Here is an 18,604-nt window from a genome sequence, read left to right on the forward strand (position 1 = left end):
CTGTTTTTCTCGGTATAGACTTTAGCAAAAGCGAGTCTGGAATAGGTATCAATAAATGTTTGTTGGTATATTTTCCCTATGCCTTTAATGTGCCCTACATAATAGGTATCTTGTGCACATAAATATCCCGGATGATGTGTCTCAATTTCACCATGCGCTTCTTTTGATGCTTTGGCTTTTTCAAGGGCTTGTAATTGATTTTCAGTGAGCACACATCCTTCTTGTGCCACTTTGGTTTCTAGGGCTATTAAGCGTTTTTTAAAACTTTCTAAATCGTGACGTAGCCAAATAGAGCGTACCCCACTCCCTGACACCATGATGCCTTCTTGACGAAGTTGATTGGCAACTCGATGTTGTCCATAAGTTGGATATTCATAGGCCATATTAACAACGGCTTGTTCTATATGTGGCTCTACCCGATTTTTTTCGATAGGCTTTTTACGACTGATTTCTTGAAGCGCAAGCTCACCCCCTTGCTCATACAGTTTTTTAAAGCGATAATATTTAGAAATTTACCACGTTGTTTACAGTAATTTGAGAAAATACTGTAATGGATATACATAAAAAACAAAATTAACGCCTTATCAGAGACAAGAGATATGGCGTTTATATCATAAAGAAAAAATAACCGTCACTGATTTGGTAAAACGCTTTATGAGTTTTTCGAGGATTATTTTAACCATGAAGTGTAAACAACTCGGCGTTTTCCTACAAATCGGCAAACGGTATAGACTCCTGAATATTTTTTACAAAAATAAGCTGCAAATAAAGTCAGCTTTATACTAAAACATATGGTTTTCTGAAATTTTTTGACAGTTTATTAGTTTATTGATGCACATGACAAAAATGTCAAAAAACGGTTGCACTTTTTTTTTAAAACGAGTATTTTGTTAACAATAGTTTTTAAAAATAGCAAAAAGTTAGTTATATAACATTATGAAATTTTCACTCAAAATCGTCCTCATCAACATTATTGTCAGCGTGGTCATTATTCCTACGCGGGGGCGTTTTTTGAATTAAAAGTATGTTCATACATAACTCAAAAACCCCCGCCCTTAAAAAGCGGGGGTTTTTTTATGAATTTTATTTTTAATAAATCTTATTTTTATGAATAATAAATGGGCAAAATAAGTGAGGAATCAATGTTAGGAACACAGTGGATAGTAAAAATTTTAAAAGAAAAAGGTGTAACCACCGTTTTTGGATATCCTGGTGGACAAATTATGCCGCTATACGATGCGCTTTATGATGGTGGTATTGAGCATGTACTGTGTCGCCACGAACAAGGTGCAGCCATGGCAGCTATAGGTTATGCTCGTGCAACAGGCAAAACTGGCGTTTGCATTGCCACTTCGGGCCCTGGAGCAACCAACATCATTACCGGTCTTGCCGACGCCTTAATTGATTCAGTACCGATTGTTGCCATAACAGGACAAGTTCCCACAAAGCTTATTGGTACTGACGCCTTTCAAGAAGTTGATGTTTTAGGATTATCACTTGCTTGCACCAAACACAGTTACTTAATTGATGATGCTAAAGATTTACCCAATACCTTAGAGCAGGCCTTTGATTTAGCCAGTTCGGGCAGGCCGGGGCCAATATTGATTGACATCCCCAAAGACATACAGCTTGCAAACCTAGATTATCAAAACTTTTTATCGCCATCCTTAACCAAAACCGCTCAAAATAACACTCAATTATATCCAATCCTGCCTGATGATATAAACCAAGCTAAACAAATGATCACCCAAGCTAAAAAACCAATGCTTTACATTGGCGGTGGGGTTGGGCTTTCTGGCGCAATATCCGAGCTAAGGCAATTTATGGGATTAACGAACATTCCAAGTGTATCAACCCTAAAAGGACTTGGCGTAGCCGATATTAATAATCCCTATTATTTAGGATTAGTGGGCATGCATGGAGCAAAAGCAGCCAATTTAGCAGTGCAAGAGTGTGACCTACTAATTGCCCTAGGAGTACGATTTGATGATAGGGTTACCGGCAATCTTAATGAATTTGCACGACATGCTAAAGTACTTCATATTGATATCGATCAAGCTGAAATCAATAAATTACGCCAAAGCCATTTAGGATTACAAGGCGATATAAAGCAAGTTTTACCACTACTAAATCAAACAGTTTCAATTGATAACTGGCATAAAAAAATTAATCAATTAAAAGCACAACATCCAACTCGCTATGATCACCCCGGTGAAGCTATTTATGCGCCAACTTTATTAAAAACTATCTCTGAGCGAAAATCAGCTAATACTATTGTCACTACCGATGTGGGACAACACCAAATGTGGACAGCACAACATATGTGCTTTAATCACCCTCAAAACTTCATTACATCAAGTGGGCTTGGCACAATGGGATTTGGTTTACCATCGGCCGTTGGCGCACAAATGGCAAGACCCAATGACTGTGTAATTTGTGTATCAGGTGATGGATCTTTCATGATGAATGTCCAAGAATTAGCCACTATAAAACGTAAAAAATTGCCAATAAAAATCGTATTAATTGATAACCAACGCCTAGGTATGGTTCGCCAATGGCAAGAATTATTTTTTAACGAAAGATACAGCGAAACAAATTTATCAGATAATCCCGACTTTTTAATGCTAGCTAAAGCATTTGATATACCTGGGCAAACTATCAACAAAAAGTCACAAATCGATACTGCGCTCGATAACCTATTTAATTCAAAAGGTGCTTATCTTTTACATGTATGCATAGATGAATTAGAAAACGTATGGCCACTGGTACCACCTGGAGCAGCAAACGAAAACATGCTAGATAGAAGTTGTGAGGAGTAAGCAATGAACGAACAAACACAATACCAATTAGTCATAAAAGCTTATGACAAATTGGGGGCACTTGAACGTATATTACGGGTTATCCGTCATCGGGGTGGTTATATTAAATCAATGCAAATGCAAACAGTTGAAAACAACATACTAATTATGACATTAATATTAACCACCGAAAGAGCGTTTTCGACACTACAAAATCAAGTAGCAAAATTAGAAGATGTAATAGTAATTGAGTAATAATAACCTCAAACAACTTATTATTAAATAATAACTTAAATCAAAGATGGTAAACAATTTAACAGTTAAATAAACAAATAAGTGTAGTATAATGCTTGACCGTTAAAACAAAAATACCGAAAGCAAAGTACATGCTTAACAAATTGAAAAATAAAGAGGGAAACAAAATGAGTTCTACAGCAAAATCTGATTATATTTGGTTGAATGGTGACATGATTCCATGGGCAGATGCAAAAGTTCATGTAATGTCACATGCTTTACATTATGGAACTTCAGTATTTGAAGGTGTACGTTGTTATGACACCCATAAAGGTCCTGCCATTTTTCGCCACAAAGAACATGCACAACGGCTGTTAAATTCAGCAAAAATTTATCGTTTTCCTGTACCTTACTCTCTTGATGAAATCATGGAAGCTACACGTCAAACCATCAAAAAGAATAATTTAAAAAGCGCTTATATTCGTCCATTAGTCTTTATTGGTGATGTTGGTATGGGAGTAAACCCTCCTGCTGGTTATAAAACCGATGTCATGATAGCTGCATTTCCATGGGGAGCTTATCTAGGCGAAGAAGCATTAGACCAAGGTATTGATGCAATGGTCTCATCTTGGCATCGCGTTGCATCAAATACAATTCCTGCCGCAGCTAAAGCGGGTGGGAATTATTTATCATCATTATTAATTGGTTCTGAAGCGAGAGCAAATGGCTTCCAAGAAGGTATTGCGTTAGATGTTCATGGTCACTTATCTGAAGGTGCAGGTGAAAACCTCTTTATTATTAAAGACAGCATTTTATACACTCCTGTTTTATCGTCATCGGCACTACCTGGTATTACACGTGATGCAGTATTAACGCTAGCACATGATATTGGTATTGAAGTGCGAGAACAAACACTATCACGCGAGTCTCTTTATCTAGCCGATGAAGTTTTTATGACCGGTACAGCAGCTGAAATTACACCAGTGCGCAGTGTTGACCGCATTCAAGTTGGCATTGGTCGTTGTGGCCCAATCACCAAACAAATCCAACAAACATTCTTTGGTTTATTTAATGGTAAAACTGAAGATAAATATGGTTGGTTAGATCCAGTTAAATAGCAAACAAAATCAAAAATTCTCCAAGCATGTTGGTATGTTAATTTTTAACTATTGATTAATTTTAAAAAAATAAAAACCGTTAAACACGGTACTTGCATAAAATTGGGAGCAGAAAATGCCTAAATATCGTTCAGCAACCTCGATCGAGGGGCGAAACATGGCTGGAGCTCGCGCATTATGGCGTGCAACTGGCGTTAAAAATGAAGACTTTGGTAAACCCATCATTGCGGTGGTCAACTCATTCACACAATTTGTACCAGGACATGTCCACCTAAAAGACATTGGACAGCTAGTCGCCAAACAAATTGAAGCATCGGGTGGTATAGCCAAAGAGTTCAATACAATCGCAGTTGATGATGGTATTGCCATGGGACATGGTGGAATGCTTTACTCACTTCCTTCAAGAGAACTCATTGCTGATTCTGTCGAGTATATGGTTAATGCGCACTGTGCCGATGCCATGATCTGCATCTCAAACTGCGACAAAATCACACCAGGAATGTTAATGGCTTCGCTGCGTTTAAATATCCCAACCATTTTTGTTTCGGGTGGACCGATGGAAGCAGGCAAAACCAAACTATCTGACCAAATCATTAAATTAGACTTAGTTGACGCCATGATTCAAAGCGCTAACCAAATGTTAGCGACGAAGATAGCAAAGCCATAGAAGAATCAGCCTGCCCAACATGTGGATCTTGCTCTGGCATGTTTACGGCTAACTCCATGAACTGCTTAACCGAAGCATTAGGGCTTTCATTACCGGGCAATGGTTCACTTATTGCCACTCACAAACAACGTGAACAACTCTTTTTAAACGCAGCTAAACGCATTGTTGAAATCACCAAACGTTATTATGAACATGATGATGTATCTTACCTGCCTCGTTCAATTGCAACAAAAGCGGCATATGAAAATGCTATGTCATTAGACATTGCTATGGGTGGCTCGACCAATACCGTATTACATTTGTTAGCTACTGCACAAGAAGGCGAAATCGACTTTACCATGTCAGATATAGATAGATTATCGCGAAAAGTCCCACATTTATGTAAAGTAGCGCCAAGTACAGCGCAATATCATATGGAAGATGTTCATCGAGCTGGTGGTGTTGTGTCAATTATGTCAGAACTAGATAAAGCAGGATTACTAAATCGCAATGTACACAACGTTCTAGGACTAACATTACAAGAAACTTTCACCAAATACGACATAACTCAAACTACTGACGAAGCAGTAAAAAAAATGTATCGTAGTGGACCTGCAGGCATTCGCACCACTAAAGCTTTTTCACAAGATTGTTATTGGGATTCACTTGACGATGACCGTGTAAACGGTTGTATTCGTGATAAAGCTCACGCCTATAGTCAAGACGGTGGACTTGCAACACTCTATGGCAATGTTGCTCAAGATGGCGCAATTGTTAAGACTGCAGGCGTTGCTACTGAAAATTTAATTTTTCGAGGCCCAGCAAAAGTATTTGAAAGCCAAGAAGATGCTGTTGATGGCATATTAGGAGGCAAAGTGGTTGAAGGTGATGTCGTTGTCATCATTTATGAAGGACCAAAAGGCGGACCGGGTATGCAAGAGATGCTCTACCCAACCAGCTATTTAAAATCCATGGGACTAGGTAAAAAATGTGCATTAATAACAGATGGACGATTTTCTGGTGGTTCCTCTGGCTTATCGATCGGTCATATTTCTCCAGAAGCAGCAAATGGCGGCGTTATAGGTCTTGTTCGTGATGGCGATATTATTGATATTGATATCCCAAATCGTAAATTAGTACTAGATGTCCCAACTTCTGAACTTGAACGTCGACGAGTTGCAGAACTAGAACGAGGTGAAAAAGCATTTACGCCTCATAATAGAGATCGTTACGTCTCTTTTGCGCTAAAAGCTTACGCCAGTTTAGCAACAAGCGCAGACAAAGGTGCCGTACGAGATAAAAGTAAATTAGGTGGCTAATTGTGAAACAAGAAAATACTCAACTTACCGGTGCAGATTATTTAAAAGCAACGCTTTGTAGCGCCGTATACGATGTGGCAGAAGTAACGCCACTTGAAAAAATGGAAAAAATATCGGCAAGAATACACAATCAAGTTTTTGTCAAACGCGAAGACCGCCAACTCGTCCACAGCTTCAAAATCCGTGGAGCACAAGCCATGATAGCCAGCTTAAGTGAAGAAGAACGCAAATGCGGCGTTATTGCTGCATCAGCAGGTAACCATGCGCAAGGTGTTGCTTTTTCAGCAAGCAAATTAGGTATTAACTCCTTAATTGTTATGCCACTAACCACTGCTGATATTAAAGTCGAAGCAGTAAAAAGCTTCGGCGGTGAAGTGCTTTTGTACGGTGCCAATTTTGACGAAGCCAAAGCCAAAGCAATGGAACTTGCTAAAGAACAAAAACGCATCTTTATTCCCCCGTTTGACCACCCACTGGTCATTGCTGGGCAAGGCAGTATTGCCATGGAATTATTACAACAAAATGCCAAACTCGACCGCATTTTTGTACCCGTCGGGGGGGGCGGTCTTGCTGCCGGCGTTGCGGTATTAATCAAACAAATCATGCCATCAATCAAAGTGATTGCAGTCGAACCTAAAGACTCCGCTTGCTTAAAAGCGGCTTTAGATGCCGGCCACCCAGTTGATTTAGATCGTGTTGGACTTTTTGCCGAAGGCGTCGCTGTTAAACGAATTGGAGACGAAACATTCAGGCTTTGCCAGCAATATATCGACGACATCATCACCGTTGATAGCGATGAAATTTGCGCAGCAGTAAAAGACCTATTTGACGATGTGCGTGCCATTGCCGAACCCTCTGGTGCTGTAGCACTGGCAGGGCTTAAAAAGTACGTAGAGCAGCACAACATCAGCGGTGAAAACCTTGCTCACATATTATCGGGGGCTAATTTAAATTTCCACAACTTACGCTATGTATCAGAGCGTTGCGAGCTTGGCGAAAAGCGTGAAGCCCTGTTTGCTGTCACCATTCCCGAAAAGAAAGGTAGTTTTTTAAAATTCTGCCAACTGCTTGGCGGACGCTCGGTAACCGAATTTAACTACCGCTACCACAATGACAAGTCCGCCTATATTTTTGTTGGCATTAAAATTGCGCAAAGCAACGAAAAAGACGGCATCATGCAAGAACTTACCGCCGCAGGCTACCCGGTTGTGGATCTGACCGAAGACGAAATGGCAAAACTGCATGTTCGTTACATGATTGGCGGCAAACCGTGCAAATCAATTCAAGAACAAGTGTACAGTTTTGAGTTTCCTGAATCACAAGGTGCTTTGCTTAAATTCTTGCAAACATTAGGGACAAATTGGAATATCTCGATGTTCCATTACCGTAGCCATGGAACAGATTATGGTAGAGTGCTGGCCGCGTTTGAAATTAGCGAAAGTGATAATAGTGAATTTGATCAGCATTTGAAAGCTTTGGGGTATGGTTTTCATAACGAAACGCAAAATCCATCACTTAAGTTGTTTTTGATAAATTAGAGTAAAAACTAGTAACCACTATCCACCTATTAAGGTGGATAGGTTTAGTTAGGTAAATTAATTTTGAAAATTGATAGTAGAATTATTTCTTATAAAATACCGAACTTAATCCCCAAACGGTATAGAATCCTGAATATTTTTTACAAAAATAATTAGGAAAACAGTAACGATGAAAATATTAATGTTATTTTTAATGATATTGTTTAGTTTGTTTTGTGCTAATTGTTCTTTAGCAGATCCTCAAACTTCATTATCTCAATATAAGTCTAGAGAGCATTTTGCCAATTTTGATGACTTTTACCAAAGTTTACCTATACTGACCATACCGTTTGATACCCATTCGTTGTCTAATGGTAAATTTGTCGATAGCAAATTTTTTCATTTTCAGAATGATGATTATCGATATTATGATAATCCGCTAGATAAAGAACGACGTTATTTTACATTAAAAAATCTTACCGTCATTGGCCGTTTTGAAATCGATAATATTCGATTTGTGCTTTATAGCCTGACTTTTGATAGTGAAGGCGAAGGAATTTTAGAGGATTTAAATGTATTAAATGCTTTTGATGAAAATGGAAAATATTTAGATGAGCTTATTTTGTCAGGGCAAACTGGACATGAAGATCATATGTTTTTTTATTCGTCTTTAGCGCTTAATAATTTATTTCATGTCTATATAAAAAGCCATTATTCATTGACGTATTTTATTGATGTTAAGGATAATAATTATTATCATGAAAAAGATATAAATTTAACTTACCAGTTTAAAAACAAACAATTTTGGCGAGAAGAACATACGCCAAACTGCCAAACCCTTGACCTTAAAAACTATTTAAACCAACTTATAAAAACACAGCTAGCAGATATTGCTGATGTTGCAGCTTTTAATGATTATATTGCTTGTTATCCAGTATCCGAAAACCTGAATACCTATAAAAAGATTGCTCATTATATTAGAAATACTCATTATCACTTTTTAAGCGATGCTGAATATCATCAACTTAAAAACCAACTTAAAATCATTTTAGACGATTAGCCGTTATATTCCAAAATGAAGCTTTAACAAAGCCTAATTTGTTCGTGGCACGCTATGAATGGGAACGATGCCACGAATTGATAATATTAGGTAGCGGCTAATCAAGCAATAGTGAAATAACTTGTGCTACGGTAATTTGATATGATCAATATAGCCTTTAACAATATTGATGCTTTTGTCAAAGAGTTGCTTTTCATTTTCGGTAAAGTCGAGTTTGATCACTTTTTTAATACCATGCTGATCTAAAATTGCAGGAACACCAATCGCAACATTTTTATAGCCATATTCGCCGTCTAAAATACAGCTAAGCGCTAAGGCACGGTGGCTATTAGTGAATATGTGTTGGCAGATTTCGGTGATAGTACTGGCAATACCGTATTCGGTGCAGTGCTTACGGTTAGCTATTTCAAAGCCCATTTTTCGAGCTTGAGTGCCAATTTGTTCAAAATCAATTTCATTTTTTTCTAAATCATTAAGATTAATGCCATAAACCGATGAATGCGACCAAACAGGGAATTGTGAATCACCATGTTCACCAACAATAAAGGCGTCAATACTTTGTGGGCCAATATCCATTTTTTCGCCCAATAATCGGCGTAATCGTACGGTATCAAGCCATACCCCTGTGCCAATTACGCGGTGGCGTGGTAGCCCTGATAGTTGCCAAACTTGATAAGTAATCGCATCACAAGGGTTGGTGGCAATTAAGAAGATGCCTTTAAATCCGCTTTTCATCATGTTAGGCACGATACTTGCGATGATTTTAGATGTGCCTGCAAGCTCTTCGGCTCGGCTTTTTTGGGCAATGCCTGATGTGACGGTGATAATGGCTATGTCAATGTCTGAACAATCAGTCGATTCACGCAGGCTAACTTTGACCATGTTTTGCCGATAAGCCGCCGCATCTAATAAATCTTGTGCATGTCCATAGGCTAATTCTTTATTAAGATCAACAAGTACGATTTCTTCACAAATACCTCGATTTACTAATGTATAAGCCGTTGTTGATCCCACATTCCCCACGCCAATAATCATCACTTTTCTCAGTTTCATACTTATCCTCCCCTATTTTATTTGAATTAAAAAGGAACCATTTGTTTACCCTTATACTCTCGTTAATTAAAGATTCAAGTCAAAATGACTAATTAATGGTTTTGTTAATAATCTACAAGGTAACAACTCTATTGATATTAATTATTGAACGATTATTTTTTTATTGTTAAACTGCCATCAATTATAGATGAAAGGAAATTATTAGATGAAAAATAAAATAATTCTAGGATTAACTCTAGCCACACCATTAGCAGTAAATGCACTTGAATTACAAGGAACTCAAACCTACACTGATGAAATTAATGTTCCTGTTACTCACGATTTAAATAAAGTTAATGGAGAAATCACATCAGGTATCCATATATTTGCTAACAGCAATACTGTTTTTGAAAAAAATGTCACTATTAATATCCAAAGAGAAGCTAATCGTACAGAAGATGAAGTATCTATTTCAGGAATGGATAATGCTTTTTTACCTAACTCTACATCATCTAGCACCATTTTTAATGGTGATCTTACAATTCATATGCAAGGACATGATTCTGATGCAATTTTTTTACTTGGAAATTCAACCATCATCGTTAATGGAAAAACAACATTAAGCGTTAGCGATCGTGAATGGTCTGATGCAATTTCCGTAACTGATGGAAATTTAACGCTAAATGGTGAATCACTTATTGATGGTGCTATTGTTGCTCATGATGCTGGAGTAATAAAAATAAATAATAAATCAATAATTCATGGTGATATCGAAGCATATTATGGCGGAAAAATTATATTAGATTTAGCTTCTGGTTCCAAAATTGTAGGTAGAGTGTCAGGATTTGGTGATCCAGATGATCCTAATAGTGGTAATCCTGATACCACTGGAATTATAAAAATGAATCTTGCCAAAGGCGCTTCTTGGGAAATAACCGATGAAGATTCTTACCTTACCGAACTATCTGGACAAGGTTCGATAAAATTTGTTAATGATAATTCTAATGGTAATTATGGAGAGTTAACCATTGAGAATTTAAAAGGTGAATCAAGTTTTGATTTACGTACCGACATTGCTGCTGCAAAAAGCGATAAAATTATTATTTCAAAATCAGCTGACACAAATCGTCCTATATCAGCAGAAGGAACTCATACCCTAAATTTAACAAATAATGGAGCGTCTAATACCACAGGTAAAGAAAAATTGACCTTAGTTAAAATTGATGACAATGCAACAAGTACTGCTGAGTTTAAAATCAATCATGATGTTGAACTTGGTGGTTATCAATATTCTTTAAAAAAAGATGGGAAAGATTATGTATTAACTGCTAATCCTATTACTTCGTCGGCAATGGCTAGCGCCGGATTTCTTAACAGTAATTACTTAATGAGTTATGTTGAAACCCAAACACTGCTAAAACGTCTTGGCGACATGCGAACAAGTGGGCAGTTTGGTGATGTTTGGTTACGCGGTTTTTCCGGTAAGTTAGATTCGTTTTCTGGTGGTAAATTAAGTAAATTTGATATGAGCTACCATGGTTTCCAATTTGGTGCAGATAAACAGCTATCTGAAGATTCACCTTTTGTAGTCGGTGCTTTTGTTGGGCAGACTTATGGTGATCCAAATTATCATAAAGGTGATGGCTCTTTAAAATCATTTAATACCGGCCTTTACGCAACATATTTAAGCAATGATGGATTTTATGTTGATGGCGTTGCTAAATATGCTCGCCAAAAAAATCACTTCAAGGTTAAAGATACTGCCAGTAATCACGTTCAAGGAACAGGCCATACCAATGGACTGGGCTTATCTTTAGAGTTAGGTCAAAAATACAAATTAAATGATTTTTATATTGAACCACAATCTCAATTATCTTATAGCCATCAAAACGCTACATCAATTAATGCGACTAACGGGCTTAAAGTAAAATTAGGTAATTATAATTCGTTAATTGGTCGAGCATCTGCATTATTTGGATACGAAATCAATTCTGATAACAATAATATCAATATCTATGCTAAAACAGGAATTGTTAGAGAATTTAATGGTGATACTTACTATAAATTAAATACTAATAAAGAAAGCCATTCATTCAAAGGTAATTGGTGGAATAATGGCGTTGGTATCAGCGCACAGCTTAATCAACAACATAATATTTATTTGGATTTAGAAAGCTCACCAGGTAACCGATTTGATTTATTACAAGTCAACGGAGGTTATCGTTTTTCTTTCTAGTTAGCTATAAAATTACTATCGTTACACTATCAAAAAAACATAAACCGCATATTTAAAATATATGTGGTTTATGAAATTCATTATATCATTTTTCTACTTTAACTATTATTTAAATAGACGGAATTAGCTACTATTTAATTTAGTTTTATATACAATAAATTAACGATATAACTATGTCGTAAATCAATAGAAGTTATAAGTTAATTGAAACCGCGAACTTTTAAAAATTGACTTTTATTTTTTAAGTGATAATAATTCTCATTAACATTTAATTTTATTACTTTAATAATTAGTAATGCAATTTCGCTACCAACTACTATAAGTAATTAAATAGAAAAATTTTTGTTTGATTTGTTAGGAATAATTACTGAATTTTGCTATTTGTTTATAAGTTAAACGCTAGGAGTCGCTAATGAAGTTCAATTTTTTGAAAAATCGTAAAACATTATTAAAGGTTATTTTAACTTCGTTAATTATTTTGACCGGTATGCACAAATCTGCACAAGCTTCAGAAAAGAAATTTAAAGTCGTTACTACCTTTACGGTTATTCAAGATATTGCGCAAAATGTAGCTGGTGATGCTGCTATAGTAGAGTCAATTACCAAGGTCGGCGCAGAAATTCATGAATACGACCCCACCCCGCAAGATATTACCAAAGTGCTTTCAGCAGATTTAGTGTTATGGAATGGCCTTAATTTAGAGCTTTGGTTTAAACGCTTTTTTGAAGATGTAAAAGATGTCCCATCCGTTGTTGTGACTGAAGGTATTGAGCCGATGCCAATCCGCGAAGGAAGCTATAAAGGTAACCCTAATCCACATGCTTGGATGTCGCCAACACTAGCCTTAATTTATATTGAAAATATTCGCGCGGCATTTGTCAAATATGATCCTAAAAATACGGCTACTTATAATAAAAATGCTGCTGATTATATTGCTAAAATTAAAGCGCTTGATGCACCATTACGCGAACGGTTAGCCAAAATCCCTGAGGCAAAACGTTGGCTTGTGACTAGCGAAGGAGCTTTTAGTTATCTAGCTCGCGACTATAATTTGAAAGAAGCTTACTTATGGCCAATAAACGCTGAACAACAAGGCACACCTCAACAAGTTAGGCAATTAATTGATTTAGTGAGAGCAAATGATATTCCTGTCATTTTTAGTGAGAGTACTATTTCAGATAAACCCGCTAAACAAGTGAGCAAAGAAACCGATATTAAATATGGTGGCGTTTTGTATGTCGATTCGCTTTCAACTAAAAATGGTCCTGTTCCAACTTATATTGATTTGTTAAAAGTGACCGTTGAAACTATTACTAAAGGATTTGAAAAATAATGACTCAAATTTGCTTGAAAGTTGATGATATCACGGTGACTTATAATAATGGCCATACTGCAATTTATGATGCTAGCTTTAACTTAAACGGTGGTACTATTTGTGCTTTAGTTGGTATTAATGGTAGTGGCAAGTCAACGTTATTTAAAAGCATTATGGGAATGGTTCGTCCAACCCGTGGACGTGTAACTTTTAATAATCTCTCAGTAAAGCAAGCTTTAAAGCAAAATATCATTGCCTATGTGCCACAAACCGAAGAAGTCGATTGGGATTTTCCTGTTCTGGTGTCGGATGTAGTAATGATGGGACGATACGGGCATATGTCTTTTTTACGTATTCCAAGCAAAGAAGACAAAAAACAAGTTGATATTGCTCTTGAACGTGTGAACATGCTTGATTTTAAGCATCGTCAAATTGGCGAACTTTCTGGTGGGCAAAAAAAACGAGTATTTTTAGCTCGAGCATTAGCTCAACAAGGTAAAGTGCTGTTGCTAGATGAGCCCTTTACTGGAGTTGATGTTAAAACCGAAAATGCCATTATTGATTTATTGAAAGATCTGCGTGAAGAAGGCCATTTAATTTTAGTTTCAACCCATAACTTAGGTAGTGTTCCTGAATTTTGTGATCAAGTGGTATTAATTAATCAAACCGTACTGGCCTTTGGTCCAACTAAAACAACTTTTACACCGCAAAATTTAATGACCACCTTTGGTGGTGCACTACGTTACCTTAGTTTATCAGGCGAGAAACTGCATGATGACGAAGATCCTCGTAAAGTATCCATATTAACTGACGATGAGCGTGCTGCTATTTTTTATGGCGAAGGTAAGCATGATTCCCCCCATCGAGATTTATTGATTGACCATCACGATAATAAACCCAAGGGATAACAATAAATGGAACTTTTACTTGAACCATTCACCTATGATTTTATGTTCAAAGCTATTTGGGTAAGTAGTCTTGTTGGTGCGGCTTGTGCTTTTTTGTCGGCTTTTTTGATGTTAAAAGGCTGGTCGTTAATGGGCGATGCGCTTTCGCATTCAGTAGTGCCGGGGGTTGCAGGTGCTTATGCCTTGGGGTTGCCTTATTCGGTTGGTGCTTTTTTTACTGGATTGCTCGCAGCTCTTGCCATTACCTTAGTACGCGCTTTTACACGGTTAAAAGCGGATGCGATTATTGGTTTTATTTTTTCAACCTTTTTTGCCATCGGTTTGTTAATTATTTCGCTCAATCCAACATCTGTTAACGCACAAACTATTATATTTGGTAATATTCTTGGAATTGATGATAGCGATATGTGGCAAGTGCAAATCATTATTTTGGTATCATTTATACTACTTTTCTTTTTTTGGAAGGATTTGTTAGTTGTTTTTTTTGATGAAACTCATGCCAGATCGATTGGATTAAAACCATTAAAACTAAAAATCCTATTTTTTACTATTTTAAGCGCATGTACCGTTGCAGCATTACAAACAGTTGGGGCTATTTTAGTAATAGCTATGGTTGTTACCCCTGGGGCAACCGCTTACTTACTTACTAATCGATTTTCTCGGCTATTGATTATCTCGGTTCTTATTGGCACTGTAACTAGTGCTGTTGGTGCTTGGATTAGCTACTTTTTAAATGGAGAAACTGGTGGCGTTATTGTAACGCTACAAACGCTAATTTTTATTGCCGCATTTTTATTTGCTCCAAAGCAAGGACTTATTGCCAATCATCTTCAGATCCGTAAAAGCCGTTTAAATAAAGGGAGAAAGGTATGACAGAGTTTTGGGAATTTATCTACTATCCTCTGACCCTACCCCTTATTCAACGCGCAATTTTAGCCGCGTTAGCCACAGGTGTTGTTTGTGCTTTGCTTTCTTGTTTTTTGGTGCTAAAAGGCTGGTCATTAATGGGTGATGCGATTTCACACGCCGTTTTGCCAGGGATCGTGTTGGCGTATTTAGCAGGAATCCCCATTATTATTGGCGCATTTGCATCAGGATTATTTTGCTCAGTGGCAACGGGGTATATTAAAGAAAACAGTCGAGTTAAAGAAGATACTGTCATGGGCATTGTGTTTTCGGGAATGTTTGCGTTTGGTTTGGTGCTGTTTTCAAAGGTAGATACCTCGCAACATTTAAACCATATTTTATTTGGTAGCGTGCTTGGAACAAGTTATGACGAGCTTAAACAAATTATCCTTATTGCCACAATTGTGTCGATCTTAGTTATTATTAAACGCCGTGATTTAATGCTGTACTGCTTCGATCCGCTGCAGGCCAAAGTGGTTGGTTTGCCTGTCAAGCTGTTACATTACGGGCTATTAAGTGTGCTAGCTTTAACTATTGTTGGTTCATTAAAAACAGCTGGCATGATTTTAGTGATAGCAATGTTAATCGCTCCGGGCATTATTGCTTTTTCGTTAACTAAGCGCTTTGAGCGGATGTTAGTCATTGCGGTATTGGTTTCAGCATTTTCAACCGTATTAGGGACATTAATAAGCTATTATGTTGATGCATCAACTAGTGCAAGTATTGTTATTTTACAAGCAATCTTATTTTTACTGGCCCAAATTTATCAATTTATTGCTAATAAAAAAATCGCCGTTAAAACGGTGATCAAGTAACGTTTAAAATCATTGAGACAAAAATATGCCAAGCATTGCTGTGTGCAATTTTTATCGTTATTTGTAATAGTCTTTACTTAATCTGACATTTAAGTTATTTTATAACACAAAAGGAGAGTCAGAAATGAATCAAACAGCCAAAATTATTAAACCAAAATTAGGACTGCTAGAATTAGCTAAGCAACTCGGTAACGTTCAACAAGCTTGCAAAGTCATGGGATACAGTCGAGATAGCTATTATCTGTAGGAAAACGCAGAGTTGTTTACACTTCATGGTTAAAATAATCCTCTAAAAACTCATAAGGCGTTTTCCCTGAAATCGCTTTATGTGGTTTAACGGTATTATAAAAATTAATAAAGCGTTTCAGTTTTTGTTTTCTATCTATTGAATCGCTAAATATATGCTGATTATGCCACATAGCAATTCAAAGTTCGTATCACTCTTTCGGCTTTACCATTCGTTTGTGGGTAGGCAGGTTTGGTGAATTTTTGATTAATACGGTGGTTGTTACACGTTTTAACAAATAAGTGTTCGCTGGTGCCTAGATATTCACGTCCATTATCGGAATAAACACATTCAATAGTATAAGGACATTGGGTTAACACATCGTTTTGTAAAAATTGTGCCGCTCTAAATTGGGATTTATCAGGGTAAATACCCGCATAAAGCTCACGTGAAAAATCATCAATACCGACAAATAAATATTCTCTAGTTCGCTGTTTCGTTTCATTTTTAAGTAAAGGTAAACGTTTGGTATCAACGTGTAGCATTTCTCCCGGATAGGTTTTGTTATCGCGTTTAGCTTGCCGTCTTAATTTATCTTCAATCGATTTTTCGACTTTAACCAAACGTTTAATTCCATAACGAATGGTTTTATAACGTTCATTCTTACTGGTTAAAGGCACAAAAAGCTTCAATCGGGCTTTCTTTAGTACATTATAAATGGTAGGCCGACTGACCATAAAGCGTTTTGCCAAATCAGTGACCGTTATTTTTTCTTTATGATATAAGCGCCATATCTCTTGTCTGTGATAAGGCGTTAGTTTTGTTTTTTTATGTATATTCATTACAGTAGTTTCTCAAATTACTGTAAACAACGTGGCAAATTTCTACATGTTATATATTTAAAAAATTTTCAAAAAAGCTAGTCAAGTGGATTTCAAAAGATTAAAATTTATGAGACAAATTAATCGTTTTACAATCAAATGATTATAAACAAAACAAGATATTGTTTTACAAAGGAGGTATAATGTAGCACCATATTATTAAGCACCAACACAGGCAAACCTATGCCTTAAACTTATCAAATAACGCCATTAGGCACGTTTTTACACTTTTCTTACTTATACCTTCGACATTCTGGTTTAAATCATCACTAAAATCATTGGCAAAAATTGCATTACTGGCACTGCCGTTATTGTCATATTCGTGGCAATTGCAGGCAGCAAATGGTAACAATAATCAAGTTAAGCGTAGTGATGCAATAATAACTCCATCGCAAGTTATCACTTACGCTAGGCGGGGGCATTGGTGGAGGACTTTGGGTGCGGATTTTAGAGGTCCGGCTGACATATGGAATGAGTATAAGGGATTTTTAGTTCAATCAATCGATCCTCAATCATATAACCTTAACTTTCCAACCACTGGCATGGATGGTTTATATTTTGATTTGGTGATAAAGGGCCTTGATGAGAGCGAATTGATTTGGGAGCCCGTCACGCATGAGGGCATAACTGCTACAGTGGAGTATGTACGTGCAAATGAATATTGGGTTCGATATGGGATGAGTTCTGAGTCGGAAGGGGAGATGCCTCATGAGGTTAACGTGACACGCGTTAGGTTAAAAGGTCCAGAGGCAAAATTTCAATGGAATAGTACCAATCCTACGCGGATTGGCGTGCCAAAATTACCACAGACTTTTGAGTTAGTGGGTAGAGATTATCTTGGTAATGAGATTGTAAAATACGGATTTGTCCTACAAAAGTGGTTTGTTGTTCGAGAGGCACGTAATAGCATTAGGCAAAGTGTTTGGTGTAATGGCATAGGCTATCGGCTTCCGCAGGTAAAAGATTTGACTAATGCAATTTGTGATGCCAAAAACCAGCATTATTGTCGAAACCTCGTCGGTGCGACACCGTCATCAACTGGCAATCATTACCAACGTCGAATAGGGGGGGATTTGCCTCAGAGTGGGGCCGGATAAGCGATTACCAGAATGTTGTTACTTCTATTTACAATTGTCAGCCAACGAGTGATTTTGCTGATAAATTTTCTGATAAAGGAAAGTTGCTTGATGTCTGCCTGTCGGAAGGCTCAGATGTTTTGAACTCGGATCCTCTGGGAGATATTCTTGACGACGGTTATCCAGATCACAGTGACAGCGGAATGTGTGTCACCCCTTAGTTTTTAGTTATTAATCTTTAAAGTTATATAAGACAGCCAAGCAATAAAAAATAGCAGCCCCACATTGAGTGGGGCTGTTTATTAGTGCATTTTGAAGGTTATTTTGTAAAAAATATTCAGGAGTCTATACTGTTTGGGCATTTAAAAACCCAAAAGTGTGATAGGCACTTTAATTGAAATGGTGTGTAACTAATCAATGCTTGGGTTTTAAATTATATAAAACAAAATGTTAATGGATTTATTTGACGTTTTAATGATTAATTCATTAATGAGTTTTTTAATTGTGGATTTTTATT

14 protein-coding genes and 3 pseudogenes are annotated in these 18,604 nt (G+C 36.9%); 13 read left to right on the forward strand and 4 right to left on the reverse strand.

The genetic code is table 11. The annotated features are described in order from the left end of the window. Window positions 1-503: pseudogene (locus A9G35_RS02270) on the reverse strand (IS481 family transposase); the annotation flags it as partial. A gap of 639 nt (window positions 504-1,142) precedes the next feature. Between A9G35_RS02270 and ilvG the strand changes: the two are divergent. The 6 genes and pseudogenes from ilvG to A9G35_RS02300 all read left to right on the forward strand — a co-directional run bounded on the left by ilvG (window position 1,143) and on the right by A9G35_RS02300 (window position 8,692). Beyond that, window positions 1,143-2,819: an acetolactate synthase 2 catalytic subunit gene (gene ilvG / locus A9G35_RS02275; RefSeq protein ID WP_065635495.1), complete on the forward strand. Its 1,677-nt coding sequence runs from the start codon at window positions 1,143-1,145 to the stop codon at window positions 2,817-2,819. A 3-nt stretch (window positions 2,820-2,822) separates the two neighbouring features. Further along, window positions 2,823-3,053: an acetolactate synthase 2 small subunit gene (ilvM, locus tag A9G35_RS02280; protein WP_065635496.1), complete on the forward strand. Its 231-nt coding sequence runs from the start codon at window positions 2,823-2,825 to the stop codon at window positions 3,051-3,053. Window positions 3,054-3,220: 167 nt separating this feature from the next. Continuing rightward, window positions 3,221-4,150 carry a branched-chain amino acid transaminase gene (locus A9G35_RS02285; protein WP_065635570.1) on the forward strand — a complete coding sequence of 310 codons (930 nt, stop codon included), beginning with the start codon at window positions 3,221-3,223 and terminating at the stop codon, window positions 4,148-4,150. Between the two features lie 115 nt (window positions 4,151-4,265). Next, window positions 4,266-6,115 (forward strand): annotated as a pseudogene (gene ilvD, locus A9G35_RS02290) (dihydroxy-acid dehydratase). Further along, entirely contained in the window at window positions 6,115-7,653 is a 1,539-nt protein-coding gene (gene ilvA / locus A9G35_RS02295) for a threonine ammonia-lyase, biosynthetic (RefSeq protein WP_065635497.1), read from the forward strand. Before ilvD ends, ilvA begins: the two are co-directional and overlap by 1 nt. A 169-nt stretch (window positions 7,654-7,822) precedes the next feature. Further along, on the forward strand, window positions 7,823-8,692 hold the full coding sequence (locus tag A9G35_RS02300; protein WP_065635498.1) for a hypothetical protein: 870 nt from the start codon (window positions 7,823-7,825) through the stop codon (window positions 8,690-8,692). A gap of 126 nt (window positions 8,693-8,818) precedes the next feature. Here the strand turns inward: A9G35_RS02300 and A9G35_RS02305 are convergent, their stop codons facing one another. Beyond that, window positions 8,819-9,745, reverse strand: coding sequence for an L-lactate dehydrogenase (locus tag A9G35_RS02305; RefSeq protein ID WP_065635499.1), 927 nt, complete (start codon window positions 9,743-9,745; stop codon window positions 8,819-8,821). Window positions 9,746-9,950: 205 nt separating this feature from the next. Here A9G35_RS02305 and A9G35_RS02310 point away from each other — a divergent pair, with 205 nt between their 5' ends. From A9G35_RS02310 to A9G35_RS13060, 6 genes and pseudogenes are all read left to right on the forward strand, one after another. Beyond that, window positions 9,951-11,960, forward strand: a complete 2,010-nt coding sequence (locus tag A9G35_RS02310) for an autotransporter outer membrane beta-barrel domain-containing protein (RefSeq protein ID WP_065635500.1) — start codon at window positions 9,951-9,953, stop codon at window positions 11,958-11,960. 487 nt (window positions 11,961-12,447) lie between these two features. Continuing rightward, window positions 12,448-13,293 carry a metal ABC transporter substrate-binding protein gene (locus tag A9G35_RS02315; protein ID WP_255305923.1) on the forward strand — a complete coding sequence of 282 codons (846 nt, stop codon included), beginning with the start codon at window positions 12,448-12,450 and terminating at the stop codon, window positions 13,291-13,293. Further along, window positions 13,293-14,183, forward strand: a complete 891-nt coding sequence (locus A9G35_RS02320; RefSeq protein ID WP_065635502.1) for a manganese/iron ABC transporter ATP-binding protein — start codon at window positions 13,293-13,295, stop codon at window positions 14,181-14,183. The genes A9G35_RS02315 and A9G35_RS02320 overlap by 1 nt, the downstream gene beginning before the upstream one ends. 6 nt (window positions 14,184-14,189) lie before the next feature. Beyond that, entirely contained in the window at window positions 14,190-15,056 is an 867-nt protein-coding gene (locus A9G35_RS02325) for a metal ABC transporter permease (RefSeq protein ID WP_065635503.1), read from the forward strand. After that, window positions 15,053-15,904 carry a metal ABC transporter permease gene (locus tag A9G35_RS02330; protein ID WP_065635504.1) on the forward strand — a complete coding sequence of 284 codons (852 nt, stop codon included), beginning with the start codon at window positions 15,053-15,055 and terminating at the stop codon, window positions 15,902-15,904. Before A9G35_RS02325 ends, A9G35_RS02330 begins: the two co-directional genes overlap by 4 nt. 124 nt (window positions 15,905-16,028) lie before the next feature. Next, a pseudogene (locus A9G35_RS13060) lies at window positions 16,029-16,145 on the forward strand (helix-turn-helix domain-containing protein); the annotation flags it as partial. Between the two features lie 22 nt (window positions 16,146-16,167). Here the strand turns inward: A9G35_RS13060 and A9G35_RS14060 are convergent. Together A9G35_RS14060 and A9G35_RS02335 are read right to left on the reverse strand one after the other, a co-directional pair. Continuing rightward, window positions 16,168-16,323 carry an integrase core domain-containing protein gene (locus A9G35_RS14060; RefSeq protein WP_141671754.1) on the reverse strand — a complete coding sequence of 52 codons (156 nt, stop codon included), beginning with the start codon at window positions 16,321-16,323 and terminating at the stop codon, window positions 16,168-16,170. Next, complete coding sequence (locus A9G35_RS02335; protein WP_218057178.1) at window positions 16,313-16,972, reverse strand: DDE-type integrase/transposase/recombinase; 660 nt, start codon at window positions 16,970-16,972, stop codon at window positions 16,313-16,315. The genes A9G35_RS14060 and A9G35_RS02335 overlap by 11 nt, the downstream gene beginning before the upstream one ends. Window positions 16,973-17,646: 674 nt before the next feature. Here A9G35_RS02335 and A9G35_RS13065 point away from each other — a divergent pair. After that, window positions 17,647-18,108, forward strand: a complete 462-nt coding sequence (locus A9G35_RS13065) for a hypothetical protein (protein ID WP_141673740.1) — start codon at window positions 17,647-17,649, stop codon at window positions 18,106-18,108. The last annotated feature ends 496 nt before the right edge of the window (window positions 18,109-18,604 follow it).

This window comes from Gilliamella sp. Choc5-1, assembly GCF_001690595.1.
GTDB lineage: Bacteria > Pseudomonadota > Gammaproteobacteria > Enterobacterales > Orbaceae > Gilliamella > Gilliamella apicola_M.